The organism is Curtobacterium sp. MCPF17_046 (assembly GCF_003224295.1).
Classification (GTDB): domain Bacteria; phylum Actinomycetota; class Actinomycetes; order Actinomycetales; family Microbacteriaceae; genus Curtobacterium.
In genome coordinates this window covers 127,295-141,549 of sequence record NZ_QKLB01000003.1, presented here as the reverse complement: position 1 = coordinate 141,549, position 14,255 = coordinate 127,295, and the positions used below count along the sequence as shown (strand labels likewise).

Here is a 14,255-nt window from a genome sequence, read left to right as displayed (position 1 = left end):
CCTGAGGTGGATCGTGCCTGAGGGCGACACCGTCTTCCGCGCCGCGGCCCGCCTGCACGCCGCACTCGCCGGGAAGGTCCTGACCCGCAGCGACTTCCGTGTGCCCGCGTTCGCCACGCTCGACCTGGTCGGGCGGACGGTGGACGAGGTCGTGCCACGAGGCAAGCACCTGCTGCACCGGATCGGCGACCTCACCGTGCACTCGCACCTGAAGATGGAGGGCCGGTGGGACGTCTACCGTCCCGGCGAGCGATGGCGGCGTCCCGCGTACCAGGCGCGCGTGGTGCTCGACGCCGCGGACGTCTCGACCGTCGGGTTCACGCTCGGCGTCCTCGAGGTCGTCCCGCGCGACCAGGAGTCCACCGTCGTCGGACACCTCGGTCCGGACCTGCTCGGCCCGGACTGGGACGCCGGCCTCGCCCTCGCGAACCTCACCGCGGACCCGGAGCGACCGGTCGGCCTCGCCCTCCTCGACCAGCGGGTGATGGCGGGCCTCGGGAACGTCTACCGCAACGAGCTCTGCTTCCTGCGGGGCGTGCTGCCCACGAGCCCCGTCGGCGAGGTGCGCGACCCCGCGCGGATGGTGACCATGGCCTCCCGGCTCATCATCGCCAACCGCGACCGGAGCAACCGCGTGACCACGGGCGTCGACCGCCCGGGGCAGCGCTTCTGGGTCTACAACCGGGCCGGCAAGCCCTGCCTGCGCTGTGGCACGCGTGTCCGCTCGGGCGACCTCGGCGAGTCGGAGCTCACGCTGCGGGACACCTACTGGTGCCCGCGCTGCCAGACCTGACTCAGTGGTCGACGGCCTCGACGATGCAGCTCTGGACCTGCTTCGCGGCCTTCGACGTCTCGGAGAACGCGGACGGTGCTGCGGTCGCGGAGCCCTGCTCGTCGGCGACGACGTCCTCGGCGACCTTGTTCACCGGGAAGACCAGGCCGTCGAAGTCCTCGGCGGTGGGGTCCTCTTCCGTACCCCAGATGCCGACCTCGTCGTCGTTGGGGTCGTCGCTCGTGTTCGGGGCGACCGAGACGCCGAGGTACCAGCCCTCGTCGCTCTCCGTGACGCTGACGACGTCGGTGCCGTCGTGCGGGCCGACCGCCTCGTCGATCGCGTCGACGGCGGCGCTCGAGGCGACCCCGCACGGGGCACTGTTGCGCTGACCCGGGTCGGAACGGGTCGCGGACTCCTCCGAGCCCGGCACCTTCCCGACCGGGTTGCCGTTCTGGGCACCGGCGTTCGAGCAGCCGCCGAGCAGCAGGCCGACGGTGGCGAGGCCGACGAGGGTGGCGGTGGTCTTCGCGCGCAAGGTGGTCATGCTCCCGACGGTAGGCCGCCTGAGGTGTGCCGGAGCCCAGGAGCGCGTCCCCCGACCGCGCTCCCGGTCCGGCACCCGCTACCCGCGCGCCATGATCCAGGCGAGCAGGTACGAGCGGGTGTTGCCGGTGTCGATGTCCTCCGCCGGCAGGTCCCGCGCGGCGGCCAACGCGGCCGTCGCCTGGCTGCCCGAGGCGAGCGCCCGGTACATGAGCAGGTAGTCCCCGAACTGCACCGCGTAGTCGCCCTCCGGCACGGCCTCGTCGAGGACCCGGGCGATCTGCCGCTTCCCGCCGGCCGCGACGTACTCCGTCGCGACCGCTGGCATCGGGATGAGCTCGATGCCGGCCGGAGCCGCCGGGTCCGCGCTGAACCACGTGGCGTGGTCCCGCTTGCCGCCCCAGTTCAGCGAGACGATCGTGTGCTCGAACCCGGGGAACGCCCGCAGGTCGGGGTCGAGCACGTCGCGCTGCGCGGACACGGCCTCGTTCGCGAGCAGCCAGCTGCCGAGTTCCGCGGTCGACCGGGAGCCGGAGACCGTCCCCCAGCGGGCGAGCCCGTTCCAGGCGGACACGGCCTCGGACGAGGACTCCTGGTTGTTCCCGTCCGCGAACGGCGAGTACCCGGAGGCCCACGAGTGCTGCGCGTACGGGTCGTACACGCGGAGCTCCGGGAAGGACGCCGTCGCCTCCGGGGACGCGATGTCCGCGGCCACGAGGTCGAGCACGGGTGCCCACTTCGCCACGAGGTCGTCCGACCCGTCCGCCACGATCGCCGCTGCGGACAGCAGGTAGCCGTAGTGGAAGTGGTGGTCGTTGAACTCGTCCGACCCGTAGGAGGGCGCCTGACCGACCAGGCCCTTCACGGTGTCGTCGTACCGGAAGCACCGCGTGCCGCTGACGCCGCAGCCCTCCGGGTCGGTCCACTGGTCGATCTGCGTGACCACCTGCTCCCGCAGGCCCGCGGCGACGTCGTCGAGGTCGAGCTGCGTGGCGAGCCGGTACAGGTTCGCGACCCGGTAGAGGTCCTTGCCGCCGCCGTAGCTGTCGGCGCCGAAGGACGCCTCCGAGACCGCGCCGGCGTCCGCGCGGACCTGACCGGTCAGCTCGTCGCGTTCGGACGAGGACAGCCCGGACAGGTCCAACCGGTCGTCGGCCTGGAGGCTCGGGGCCGCGAACCGGAGCACGTCACCGGTGCAGACGGGGGCGTCCCCGGTGATGGTCGCGTAGTGCAGACCCGTGCAGTCCAGACCCGTCGCGCCCTGACCGGGCTGCGGCACGATGACGGTGTCGCCCCGTGCCGCGGTGCGGTAGCCGAGAGCGGTCCGCTGCTCGCCGTGGGTCGCGGTGCCGGTCGACGAGCGGGCGAGGGTGACCTGCTGCAACGGGGACGCCGCCGCGGTGGACAGGGCACGCACCTGCTTGCCGGTCGCGTCGTCGGGCACGGGGAAGAGGACGACGGTGCCCCCGCGACCGAGCTCGATCGCGCTGCCGCTGACATCGCCGCTGGTGACGACGCCCCACGTGCGACCGTCGGCGGCGATGGTGCCCGTCGTCGTGCCGTCGGGGCCGTCACCGGTCGCGGTGATGCTCGAGGTCGCGCGCACGGTCTGTCCGGCCTTCGCCGTGTAGGACACGAGCGGGGACCCCTGCGCGAGGACGGTGTGCCCGACGACCCGGTCGCCGTCGCGGTGTTCGACCGTCACGGACACCTGGTCGTACGCGGACACGACGGTCCGGTCGGCGCCGAGGTCGAACCCGACCTGCTGCACCGCACCACCGGCGATCGTCTTCTCGGTGGCGCTCACCACGGGCAGCCCGGCGGCGAACCCGTCGTCGGTCACCTGCCACGAGATCGGGGTCGGGAAGACCGGCTGCGGTGCGGCGCCGTAGACCAGGCCGGAGAACCACCGGTTCGTCGGCGGGACGAGCCCGTCGGCCAGGCGCATGGTGCCCGCGGTGGTCTTCGGGACGGCACCGAGGGCGGCCAGGGCGCGGGCCTGGTCGCGGGCCTGTTCCCGGTCCGGACCGTCCGCGGACGGTGAGCCGGTCCCGGTGGCGCGGTCCGGGCCTCCCGTCCCGGTCTCGGCGCCGGTCCCGGTGCAGGCGGTGAGGACGAGCGCGGACGCGGCCACGAGGGCGACGGCAGCGGCACGGAGCCGCACGCTCAGATCCCGATCTGACGGAGGAAGTCGCGGAACGCGTCGGTGACACCGGCCAGCCGGCCGTCGTCGCGGAGGTGCAGGGTCGCGTCCACCGGGGTGCCCGGGCTCGTGACCCCGGACGACGGCGACGCCGACAGCTCCGGGCTCTCCACGGACACGGTCGTCTTCGCCTGGCCGTCGGCGTCGGTCACGACGCTGACGTTCTTGACGGTCCCCTCGATCGAGCGGTCGTTCGGCAGGCGCAGGTCGACCGTCGCACCGTCGGTGATCCGGCCGTAGTCGCGCGGGCTGACGAGGAACTCGGACGTGACGAACAGGCTCTTCGCCTTGTGGATCGTGCCGAGCTCCGAGCCGGCCTGCACGTACCCACCGGCCTTCACGTCGAGCTTCGCGACGGTGCCGGAGACCTCCGCCTTGAAGGTGATCAGGCCGTCGGGCTCGATCTCGTACGCGCTGGTGGTGGTGTCCGCGCCGACGACGCCCTTCCGGATGTCCTGGGCGAGTTGCAGGCTCTGGACCTGCATGAGCTCCTGCCCCTCGCGGACGGTGTCACCCTCCTCGACGTACTCCTCGGTGACCGTTCCGCCGTAGTCGGTGCCGACGGCGTACTCCTGCGCCGTGATGGCGGCCGAGGCACTCGTCACGGCGCTCCGCCGCTGGTTGAAGACGAGCGTGCAGGCCGCGACGACGACGAGCACGACCAGGATGCCGCCGTACAGGCGGAGTCGGTTGGTCCAGGTCATGATGCGACCTCCACGGCCGTCGGGGTGCCGGAGGCGGCGCTGGCGGTGATGACGTCGCGTGCGTTCTGCAGCGAGTCGGGGCGGACGACCTGGGTCCGGAGGGCGGGCGCGGGCTCGAGGCCGGCCGTGGCGAGGACGAAGACCGGAGCGGTGTCCGCGTCACGCTCCTGCCGGGCGGCCCGCCGGTTGACCGACTGCTCACGGAACGCCGTGACGATGAAGGCGCCGAAGATGACCGAGTTCGTGATGTTCCACGCGGTGGCGAGCGTCAGCTGCCCGTTCGACACGTCACGCCAGATCGCGACGACGCTCGTCAGGGACAGGAACACGAAGACGAGCACCTGCGGCACGATGAAGTTGAACGGCGACGGCGCCCGGCCCCGACCGGCGCCCGTCACGTGCCAGGCCTGCTCCTTCCCGCAGAGCACGTTCCACAGCGCACGGGCGTAGATCGGGAACGACACCGCGGCCAGGAGCAGGGTCTCGTACCGGAACGACCCGAGGGCGTAGAACGCCAGGACGACCTGCATGAGGTAGAAGCCGAGGTAGAACAGCACCCACTCGCCGACCCCGATCGACATGTTCATCGGGCGCAGGTCGAAGAAGATCTCGAGCGGCGGGACGAGCAGCAGCAGGCCGGGGACGATGCCGGTCAGGTAGAAGCTCGCGGTGACGAAGTACTGCAGGCGCTGGTCCATCGTGAGCTTGCGCTTCGGGTTGAACGGGAAGTGCGTGAGCAGGATCTCGAACCCGCCGGTGGCCCAGCGGAGCTGCTGCTTGCTGTACGCCTCGATCGTCTCCGGAGCGTCGCCGACCGCCAGGGTCATCGGGATGAAGACCGACTTCCAGCCGCGCTCGTGCAGGTGCAGGCTCGTCCAGACGTCCTCGGACTTCGAGTCGGTGTGGATGCCGCCGACGTCGTCGATCGCCGCACGGCGGAAGATCACGTTCGTGCCGACGCAGAAGGCCGCGTTGAACCGGTTCCGGCCGGGCTGGATGAAGCGGTAGAACACCGTCTGCATGTAGCCGGCGCCGCGGGAGACGAGGTTGTGCAGGTTGCCGTACGTCTGCGGGGTCTGCACGAACGCGATCGACTCGTCCGCGAAGAACGGGACGGTCTCGAACAGGAAGTCCTTCGCGGGCACGAAGTCGGCGTCGAAGACGGCGAAGTAGTCGCCCTTCGCGAGCGTCAGGGCGTGGTTGATGTTGCCCGCCTTCGCGCCGTTCGAGGACAGCCGACGGACGTACCGGGCGCCGAGGCGGTCGGCGAGGGCGCGCACGTCGTCGCTCCGACCGTCGTCGAGGATCCACGTGCGGTGCTCGCCGCGCATCGCGACCGCGGCGGCGACGGTCGCGGCGATCTTCGTCAGCTCCTCGCCGTACACGGTGATGAAGACGTCGACGACGACCCGCTTGCCGCGGACGCGCATCGGCCAGCGGTGGCTGCGCTCGGCGAGCCCGTCACGGGCGATCTCGTCGGGGTCGAAGAGCGTGTCCTGGGTGTTGTGGAACGCGAAGTCACGCGGGTCGGTACCGCCGGACAGGATCGTCCACATCGACAGCAGGGACTGCCCGACGAGGACGCTCTCCGCGATGATGACGAGCCCGTAGGGCAGGAAGTCCCCGCGGTTGGCGGGGTTGAGCAGGAACACCGCGTAGGTGACGACGCCGAGCGTCGCCAGCAGCACGATGAGCACCATGACCGGGCTGTGGGCCCGGGTGTCGCGGTTGCGGGCGGCGGCGGGCTGCTCGGTCACGTGGACGACCGGTGCGGCCGGGCGGTCGGCGCCTCCGGGGCCTCGGGCGCCGCCGGCGACGAGGCCGCCGGAGGACCGGCGACCGGTCCGGCGACGGGGCTGCCCGTCGGCCGGGACCTCGATCACGGTGCGGTCGTCGGGTTCGGTCAGGGGTGCAGAGGTCGTCCGGGGTCGCCGGACGTCCGTGGGTGCGGACATGCGCGTTCTCCTGTCGGGTGTCGGAGATGTCGATCCGTCGTGCTCGCGGGGCACGACGGACGACGGGTGTCGGCGACGTCGGCGACAGGATCCGGACGCGGTGGTCCGGCACGGACGGAGGCCAGGGTTCCTCGTCCGGGGCACGGTGCTCGCCGTGGGTGCGGCGTGCACCGGAGGGTCCGCCCTCGGGAGGCGAGACCGTGTTCGGTGGGTTCGGGTCGAGCTGCTGACGGCCCGCGCCGTCAGTGGTGCGATCGTACGACACGACCCGCGACCGCCATGTGACGATCGTGTGAACAGACCCCCAGGTCAGGGGGCACGGGCGCGGCGCGGCGCTGCTCGTGCGTTCCGCGGACATCGGTCCGCTTGGGCGCGTCACCGGTCCCGCACCGCAGGTCAAGCCGGCCGATGCAGCCGTTCCGCAGCGACCGACCGCACGGCGTCCGTGACGCGTTCGAGCAGTGGTGACGCCGTCGTCCACCGCTGCCACCACAGCGCGACGTCGGCCCGCCGCCCCGGGGTGAGCTCGACGAGCGCACCTGAACGAAGCGCGTCGAGGCACTGCGCCTCGGGCAGGAGCCCCCATCCGAACCCGAGCTGCACCGCGCGCGCGAAGTCGGCGGAGTTCGGGACGTAGTGCCGTGGACCGCGCGGGGCGTGCCCGAGGACCCGCCGGAGGAATCCCTGCTGCAGGTCGTCGTCACGGTCGTAGTCGACGAGCGGTACCCGGTCGAGTCTGGTCGTCATGCGCCGCTCGGTGTCGGCGCCGTCCAGGTACCGACGGACGAAGGACGGCGCGGCGACCGCCCGGTAGCGATCGACGCCGAGCGGGACGGAGGAGCAGCCCTGGACCGGTGCCGCCTCCGCCGTGACCGCCGCCATGACCGTGCCGGAGCGCAGCAGTTCGGCCGTCCGGTCCTGGTCCTCACGGTGCAGGTCGAAGACCACCTCGGTGTCGTGCCGCACCAGGGCGAGGGCGTCGAGGAACCACGTGGCGAGCGAGTCCGCATTCACGGCGAGGGGGATCGAAGGGGTGTGTCCCGCCCCGTCGGCGCCCGGCATGGCGAGTGCACGCGAGGTCTCCTCGTCGAGCAACCGCACCTGCCGCGCGTGCCGGAGCACGACCTCGCCGTCGGCCGTGGGCGTGATCGGGGTGGTCCGCTGCAGCAGCACCCGCCCGACGAGTTGCTCCATCGCCTTGACCCGCTGTGAGACCGCCGACGGCGTGATCGACAGGGTCCGCGCGGCCGCGTCGAAGGTGCCCGTGTCGACGGCGGCAAGCAGTGTCTCGAGGTGGTCGCGCTGGAACTGCACCATGAGCGCAGCTTACGGCGCACCACGATCATGAGCTGTGCTGATCCAGCTCAGCACCGTACGGTTCCCCTGTGACCGCTCTCCTCCCCGCTCTCTCCGGCCTCGGCACCGGCCTGGCCCTCATCGTCGCGATCGGGGTCCAGAACACCTACCTGCTGCGGCTCGCGGTCAGCGCGCGTCCGGGTGTGGTGGCGGTCGCGGTGGCCGTGTGCTCGCTGTCCGACGCCGCCCTCATCGTCGCCGGGGTGCTCGGTGTCGGCGTGGTGGTCGAGCGGGTGCCCGTGGCGCTGCTCGTCATCCGGTTCGTCGGGGCGGCGTTCCTGCTCACCTACGGGGTGCTCGCGGCCCGGCGGGCGCTGCGCCCCTCGGACGAGGCGATCCGGCTCGAGGACCGTGCCGCAGACGACGGCACGCCGCCCGCCCGGCTCGGCGCGGGCCGTCCGGGTGGGCCGACCATGCGGGCCGCGGTCCTGACGATGCTCGTCTTCACGTGGGCGAACCCGCACGTGTACCTGGACACGCTCGTGTTCCTCGGGTCGGTCGCGAACCAGCAGGGCGTCGACGACCGGTGGTGGTGGACCGTCGGCGCGGTGGCGGCGAGCTGCCTCTGGTTCGGTGCGCTCGGGTTCGGCGGACGGCTGCTGCGACCGCTGTTCGCGAAGCCGGTGACGTGGCGCGTGTTCGACGCCCTCGTCGCGGTCGTCATGCTCGCGTTCGGCGTGACCCTGCTGCTCGGCGCCTGACGCCGCCGTGGCAAGGGCCGCCGCGGTTCGGACCCGTCCCTGCCGTACGCCGCGGTTCGACGCCCGCGGTTCGGGCCGGTCTGACGCAACGAGAGCCGGATCGAACCACGGAACACCGTGGTTCGATCCGGCTCTGGTTGTGCGGGTCCGGTCGGCGCTGAGACAGCGGCGGGTCCGGTCGGCGCTGGGACAGCGACGGGTCCGGTCGGCGCTGGGACAGCGACGACCGAGCGCGGGCACCGGGCTGCGGTCAGTGCTCGCCGCGACCGACCCGGCTGTGCCGACGGCTGTAGCCGAAGTAGATCGCGAAGCCGATGACGAGCCAGACGACGAAGCGCAGCCAGGTCTCGACCTCGAGGTTGAGCATCAGCCAGAAGCACAGCACGGCGGACAGGATCGGGATGACCGGGGACCACGGCACCCGGAAGGCGCGAGGTGCGTCCGGACGCGACCTCCGCAGCACGATGATGCCGACCGACACGAGCACGAAGGCCGAGAGCGTGCCGATGTTGATCATGCCCTCGAGGTTCTCGACCGGCGTGAACCCGGCGAGGAACGCGACGATGATGCCCGCGACGACCTGCACCCGGACCGGGGTCTGCGTCTTCGGGTTCGTCACCGAGAACCAGCGCGGCAGCAGGCCGTCACGGCTCATCGAGAAGACGATGCGGGACAGGCCGAGCAGCAGCACCATGACGACGGTGGTCAGGCCGACGAGCGACCCGATCGCGATGATGCCCGCCGCCCAGGGCAGCCCGACGAGGTCGAACGCCGACGCCAGGGACGGCGCGTCCTCCTGCGCGAGCTGCTTGTACGACACCATGCCGGTGATGACGATGCTGACGCCGACGTACAGCAGGGTCACGATGCCGAGCCCGATGAAGATGCCGCGCGGCAGGGTCTTCTGCGGGTTCTCCGTCTCCTCGGCACTCGTCGCGACGACGTCGAAACCGATGAACGCGAAGAACACCAGGGAGGCGGCGGCGAGCAGGCCGAAGACGCCGTACTGCGCGGGCTCGGACCCGGTGGCGAAGGACACGAGCGACTGGGTCCAGACACTGCCCTCGGCGCCCTCCGCGGGCTCCGCCGTGGGGATGAACGGCGTGAAGTTGGCGGCCTTGACGAAGAAGGCGCCGACCACGATGACGAACAGGACGATCGCGACCTTGATGATCGTGATCACCGCGGACACCCGGCTCGACAGGCGGGTGCCGAACGCCAGCAGCGCCGTGAAGACGCCGACGATGAGCACCGGCCCCCACGTGAAGCCGATCGGGCCGAGGGCGATCGTGCTCGGCAGCGTGATGCCGAAGACGTCGAACGCGGTGCTGAGGTAGATGCCCCAGTACTTCGCGATCACGGCACTGGCCGTCAGCGTCTCGAGGATGAGGTCCCACCCGACGATCCAGGCGAGCAGCTCGCCCATCGTGGCGTAGGTGAACGTGTACGCGGACCCGGCGACCGGGATCGTCGAGGCGAACTCGGCATAGCACATGATCGCGAGGCCACACGTGACCGCGGCGAGGATGAACGAGATGATGACGCCGGGTCCGGCGAAGTTGGCTGCGGCGTTCGCGCCGACCGAGAAGATGCCGGCACCGACCGCGACGGCGATCCCCATCGCGGCGATGTCGAACGTGCCCAGCGAGCGCTTGAGCGAGCGCCCCTTCTCGTCGGCGTCGGCGAGCGACGCTTCGATGGACTTGGTGCGGAGGGCCATGGGACGTTCCCGTCATCGGAGCAGGCGGACCCCGGAAGGGTAGTGGTGTACCACGAGCGTCCGCAAATGGTGACGCCGGTCAGGCGGTCGCATGGTGGCGCCGGTCAGGCGGTCCGCCACTCCCGCAGGAAGCGCGCACCGGCCTCGTCGTGGATGACACCCTCCGGCGCGGTCAGCACGGGGTACGGCGTCTCCGGGACGCCGTCGGCCGGCCGGACGTCGACGTGGGCGACCCGGTGTCCGTTCGCGTGCAGCCAGTCCGCCATCGCGTAGTCGCTCCGGGAGTCGCCGACGGTCCGCCACTCGAGTGGCAGGGCCCCGTCCTCGGCCAGGAGCTCGAGCGCACGCTCGGCGCCCAGGTCCTTGCCGCTCCGGTCGGACTCGATGTCCGTCGAGATGATCGTGGGGTCGACGCGCCAGTCCACCGCACCGTGCTCGTCCGGTCGCACGTCGTCGAGTCGACGGACGCCGAGTCCCCGCCGCTCGAGCGCTGCCATCGCCTGCGCGTCGAACGCCGGCTGCCGGGCGAGGTAGGCGGCGTTGTCGACCTCGACGAGCTGCTCGATCGAGACCATCGCGCGCTTCGTCTCGTCGAAGAACACCAAGTCGGCGTACTCGTCCCGGACCAGGTCGCGCATCTCGTCGGCGAAGTCGCGCGGCAGGGCCAGGTCCTCGGCGACGGTGAGCTCACCCATGCCGTCCGGGAACTGCGGTCCGATCGAGCACCAGACGGCGCCTTTCTCGCAGATCGCGTGCACGCGACCGCCGGCCGCGAGACCTCCGGCGAGGAGCGGTCCGACGACCTGCTCACGGATGAAGGCGTCGCTCCGGCCGGTGTTGAACACGACCGGGACGCCCTCCGCGGCGAGCGCGACGAGGTCCTCGATGATGCTCGGGATCGCGATCGTCCGCGAGAGCGGGCTGGCGATCGGGCCGTCGACGTCGAGCAGGAGTCCGAGGCGGGGTGCGTTCACCCGTCCATCCTGGCGCAGGACCGCGCCGGGCTGCGCAGACCGTGCGGCTCCGACCGTCCGGTGCGACTCCGGCTGGTCAGTGGTGCTCGGGCTGGTCAGTGTTGCTCGGGCTGCGTTCGCCGAGGAGGAACGCGTCCACGGCTTCCTTCAGGACGACGGGGTCCGGCACGTGCCCCTGCCCCTCGAGGACCACGGACGTGGACCCGGGAACGCTCTCGACCACCGCGCGGGCAGCCCCCCGGGCCCACACCGCGCCCGCGGTGCCGGCCGCGACGAGCACGGGGACGCCGATCGCGGCGAGCACCCGCTCGGGCACGACGAGCCCGCCGAGGACCCGGACGTCGCGACCGAGGACGCCGGCGTCGGCGAGCAGCGCCTTCCAGAGCTTCGGCTTGAGGGGCACGGCGGACACCTGGAGCATCGGCACCCCGAGGACGCGGGTCAGGTACGCACGCACCGCGGCAGCCCGTCGTCCGCCGGCGATCATCTCGTCCAGGCGGTCGGCGAACAGGACGTCGTCCGCCCGGGCGTCGGCACTCGCGCGGTAGGGCGGCTCGTAGAGGACGACCCGACCCACCGGAACGCCAGCGGCGACGGCGTGCAGGACCACGGCGGCCCCCACGCAGATGCCGAGCAGGTCGACCGGTCCGTCCGCGTCGGCCACGACCGCTGCGAGGTCGTCGACCTCGCGCTCGACGGACCACGGCCGGGTGTCGCCGCTCTGCCCCCGACCGCGCCGGTCGTACGTGACGACCCGGTAGCGGTCGGAGAACGCCGCGACGACGGCGTCCACGTACGGGGTTCCCCGGTGGTCGAAGGCGCCGCCGACGAGAACGAGCACGGGGCCCGAACCGCTCGACGAGACCGCGATCTGCGTGCCGTCCGCAGACGTCACCGATCGTCCGGTGCTGGTCGTCATGGCGTCCTCGTTCGTCCCCGACGTCGTGTGGTCCGTCCCCGGGCGGATGGCACTGGTCGGTACCACGCACAGCTCGGGCGACGCTGATCTCGGCCCCCGCTGGTCGTGGGCCACGCCGTCGTCGCGAGTCTGACAGGCGGAGCCCCGAGAGTCACCACCCGCGTCCTGGGGGAGCGCTCTGTGATCCCTGTGGACGGCGGCACGTTTCCTGTGGACGACAGCACGGCTCCTGTGGACACCGGTGCCGTCGGACGCGGGTCAGACCAGCGCGTCGACGCCCACGGACTCACGTTCGAGCAGGGCGCGCTTGACGTCGAGTCCCCAGGCGAAGCCGCCGAGGGAGCCGTCCGAGCGCAGGACCCGGTGACACGGGACGAACAGCGCCGGGGCGTTCCGGGCGCAGACGCTCGCCGCTGCCCGGACGGCATCCGGTCGACCCATCGCGCTCGCGAACGCGGTGTACGTCAGGGTCGACCCGGCCGGGATGTCCCGCAGCCGCCGCCACCCCTCCGTGAACAGGTCGGTCCCGACCTGGTGGACGGGCACCTGCATGGCGTGGTCCGTCTCCCCCGCGTAGTAGGCGTCGACGGCGTCGGCCGCGGCGACCCGTCCCTCGAGGACCCGCGGAGGCCGGTGTCGCTCGGCGATCCGGGCGAGGACCCGCTCGACGTCGGCGGTCCACCCCGAGGCGAGGACCCGACCGCGGTCGTCCTCGAGCACGGTGAAGGGTCCGTCGGGGGTGGTCAGGGTGGTGCAGACAGCGTCGGTCATCGGGGGTCCTTCCCGGAGGTCGTGGAGGTCGCAGCGGTCTGGTCCATCGCGCGATCGACGATCGGCCGCCAGCAGTGCATCGTCAGGTAGCTCCGCCAGGGGGCCACCCGTTCCGACCATAGGGAGAGCTCACGCGCCGTCCCGGGCAGCCCGAGTTCCTGTGCACCGTTCCGGACGGCGAGGTCACTGTGGAGGAACAGATCGGGGTGGTGCCGCACCCGCAGTGCGACGTAGTCGGCGGTCCACGGCCCGATCCCCTTCACGGCGAGCAACCCCGATCGCAGGTCGTCGAGGGACTGGCCGCCGTCGACCACGAGCGACCCGTCGGCGAGCGCCGCCGCGACGCGCATGATCGTGTCGACGCGGGCAGCGGGGCCACGGAGGACCTCACGACCACGCTCGGCGACCACTGCGGCGCGCGGGAACGTCCGCGCGACGGCCGCACCCGGCACGAGCCCCTCCGGCACCGGCATCCCGAGCGCGGCGACGAGCCGGGTCTGTGCGGTCCGCGCCGCCGCGACGGACACCTGCTGCCCGATGAGGGTGCGGAACACGACCTCGTGCGGGTCCACCGCCCCGGGCAACCGCATGCCGGGGACGCGGTCGACCACCGGTGCGAGTGCGGGCACCGCGGCGAGCGCGCCGTCCACCGCCACCGGGTCCGCGTCCAGGTCGAAGAGCGCCCGCACCCGGGCGACGAGCGTCGGCAGGTCGGACAGGTCGGTCAGGCGCACGAGCAGGTCGAGGCCGACGCGACCCCGGCCACCCGCTGCCGTCCCGCGGCGGCGGCCGGACCGCGACCCGGCCCCGTCCTCGGCCGCGGCGGACGCGCGGAACCAGGCCGGGCCTCCCGGCAGGTCCAGCACCCGACCGTAGGACGTGACCCGACCGTCCGCCCCGGTCCCGACCTGCTCCATGCCGGGGAGCGCGTGCAGTGCATGCCACTCGAGCAGGCCCTGCACGTCGAAGGGCGGCCGGGCCGGCAGGTGCACCCGCAGTGCCCCGTCGGACCCGGGCGCCGAGCGCCGGTGGGCACGGAGCTCGGTCGGCGTGAGCGCGAAGACCTCGCGCACGGTGTCGTTGAACTGGCGGATGCTCGTGAACCCGGCGGCGAACGCGACGTCCGCGACGGGCAGGTCGGACCCGGTGAGCAGCGTCCGGGCGGTCTGCGCCCGGTGTGCGCGGCTCAGGGCCTTCGGGCCGGCGCCGAGCTCCTCGGTCATGATGCGGTTCAGTTGCCGCTCGGAGTAGCCGACCCGGCGGGCGAGGCCGGGCACGCCCTCCCGGTCCACGACGCCGTCGACCACGAGGCGCATCGCGCGACCCGCGACGTCCTCGCGCAGGTCCCACTCGGGGCTGCCCGGGGTCGCCTCCGGCAGGCACCGGCGGCAGGCGCGGAACCCGGCGAGGTGCGCGGCGGCGCTCGTCCGGTAGAAGGTCACGCCGGTCGACCGCGGGGTCCTGGCCGGACAGCTGGGTCGGCAGTAGATGCCGGTGGAGTGCACGGCGGTGACGAACTGCCCGTCGAACCGGGCGTCCCGCGAGGCCGCGATGCGGTACCGCTCGTCGTGCAGCGCTCCGGCTCCGGTCGTCGTCATGCGGTCAGCCTGACACGGGCCGACGACAGCGGGCCG

At 72.3% G+C, this 14,255-nt stretch carries 12 protein-coding genes; 2 read left to right on the top strand and 10 right to left on the bottom strand.

Annotation, left to right across the window (positions count from 1 at the left end; genetic code table 11):
- The first annotated feature begins 13 nt into the window (after positions 1-13).
- Complete coding sequence (locus tag DEJ32_RS03925; protein WP_110900389.1) at positions 14-793, top strand: DNA-formamidopyrimidine glycosylase family protein; 780 nt, start codon at positions 14-16, stop codon at positions 791-793.
- A gap of 1 nt (position 794) precedes the next feature.
- Here the strand turns inward: DEJ32_RS03925 and DEJ32_RS03920 are convergent, their stop codons facing one another.
- The 5 genes from DEJ32_RS03920 to DEJ32_RS03895 form a co-directional block, all read right to left on the bottom strand.
- On the bottom strand, positions 795-1,319 hold the full coding sequence (locus DEJ32_RS03920) for a hypothetical protein (protein ID WP_110889306.1): 525 nt from the start codon (positions 1,317-1,319) through the stop codon (positions 795-797).
- 78 nt (positions 1,320-1,397) lie between these two features.
- Positions 1,398-3,482 (bottom strand): glycosyl hydrolase, encoded by a 2,085-nt coding sequence (locus DEJ32_RS03915; protein ID WP_110900388.1) that lies wholly within the window; start codon positions 3,480-3,482, stop codon positions 1,398-1,400.
- A 2-nt stretch (positions 3,483-3,484) separates the two neighbouring features.
- A complete protein-coding gene (locus DEJ32_RS03910; protein ID WP_110900387.1) occupies positions 3,485-4,225 on the bottom strand; it encodes an HlyD family secretion protein in 741 nt (246 codons plus the stop codon).
- A complete protein-coding gene (locus DEJ32_RS03905; RefSeq protein ID WP_258368891.1) occupies positions 4,222-6,180 on the bottom strand; it encodes a cellulose synthase catalytic subunit in 1,959 nt (652 codons plus the stop codon). Before DEJ32_RS03905 ends, DEJ32_RS03910 begins: the two co-directional genes overlap by 4 nt.
- A 396-nt stretch (positions 6,181-6,576) precedes the next feature.
- The gene (locus tag DEJ32_RS03895; protein ID WP_220032781.1) at positions 6,577-7,497 is read right to left on the bottom strand and encodes a LysR family transcriptional regulator ArgP; all 921 of its coding nucleotides are present in this window, start codon (positions 7,495-7,497) and stop codon (positions 6,577-6,579) included.
- Between the two features lie 68 nt (positions 7,498-7,565).
- Between DEJ32_RS03895 and DEJ32_RS03890 the strand changes: the two genes are divergently transcribed.
- A complete protein-coding gene (locus DEJ32_RS03890) occupies positions 7,566-8,237 on the top strand; it encodes a LysE/ArgO family amino acid transporter (protein ID WP_110900385.1) in 672 nt (223 codons plus the stop codon).
- Between the two features lie 250 nt (positions 8,238-8,487).
- On the opposite strand, the gene DEJ32_RS03885 is transcribed toward DEJ32_RS03890, so the two are convergent.
- From DEJ32_RS03885 to DEJ32_RS03865, 5 genes are all read right to left on the bottom strand, one after another.
- Positions 8,488-9,957, bottom strand: a complete 1,470-nt coding sequence (locus DEJ32_RS03885) for an APC family permease (RefSeq protein WP_110900384.1) — start codon at positions 9,955-9,957, stop codon at positions 8,488-8,490.
- A gap of 104 nt (positions 9,958-10,061) precedes the next feature.
- Positions 10,062-10,931, bottom strand: a complete 870-nt coding sequence (locus tag DEJ32_RS03880) for a hypothetical protein (protein WP_110900383.1) — start codon at positions 10,929-10,931, stop codon at positions 10,062-10,064.
- Positions 10,932-11,007: 76 nt separating this feature from the next.
- A complete protein-coding gene (locus DEJ32_RS03875) occupies positions 11,008-11,850 on the bottom strand; it encodes an alpha/beta fold hydrolase (protein WP_110900382.1) in 843 nt (280 codons plus the stop codon).
- A gap of 258 nt (positions 11,851-12,108) precedes the next feature.
- Complete coding sequence (locus DEJ32_RS03870) at positions 12,109-12,621, bottom strand: methylated-DNA--[protein]-cysteine S-methyltransferase (protein WP_110900381.1); 513 nt, start codon at positions 12,619-12,621, stop codon at positions 12,109-12,111.
- On the bottom strand, positions 12,618-14,219 hold the full coding sequence (locus tag DEJ32_RS03865; protein ID WP_110900380.1) for a DNA-3-methyladenine glycosylase 2 family protein: 1,602 nt from the start codon (positions 14,217-14,219) through the stop codon (positions 12,618-12,620). The genes DEJ32_RS03870 and DEJ32_RS03865 overlap by 4 nt, the downstream gene beginning before the upstream one ends.
- Positions 14,220-14,255 lie beyond the last annotated feature (36 nt).

Coding starts and splice junctions, on each gene's coding strand:
- DEJ32_RS03920 (WP_110889306.1), bottom strand. CDS start 1,319: ATGACCACCTTGCGCGCGAAGACCACCGCCACCCTCGTCGGCCTCGCC.
- DEJ32_RS03910 (WP_110900387.1), bottom strand. CDS start 4,225: ATGACCTGGACCAACCGACTCCGCCTGTACGGCGGCATCCTGGTCGTG.
- DEJ32_RS03905 (WP_258368891.1), bottom strand. CDS start 6,180: ATGTCCGCACCCACGGACGTCCGGCGACCCCGGACGACCTCTGCACCC.
- DEJ32_RS03895 (WP_220032781.1), bottom strand. CDS start 7,497: ATGGTGCAGTTCCAGCGCGACCACCTCGAGACACTGCTTGCCGCCGTC.
- DEJ32_RS03885 (WP_110900384.1), bottom strand. CDS start 9,957: ATGGCCCTCCGCACCAAGTCCATCGAAGCGTCGCTCGCCGACGCCGAC.
- DEJ32_RS03875 (WP_110900382.1), bottom strand. CDS start 11,850: ATGACGACCAGCACCGGACGATCGGTGACGTCTGCGGACGGCACGCAG.
- DEJ32_RS03870 (WP_110900381.1), bottom strand. CDS start 12,621: ATGACCGACGCTGTCTGCACCACCCTGACCACCCCCGACGGACCCTTC.
- DEJ32_RS03865 (WP_110900380.1), bottom strand. CDS start 14,219: ATGACGACGACCGGAGCCGGAGCGCTGCACGACGAGCGGTACCGCATC.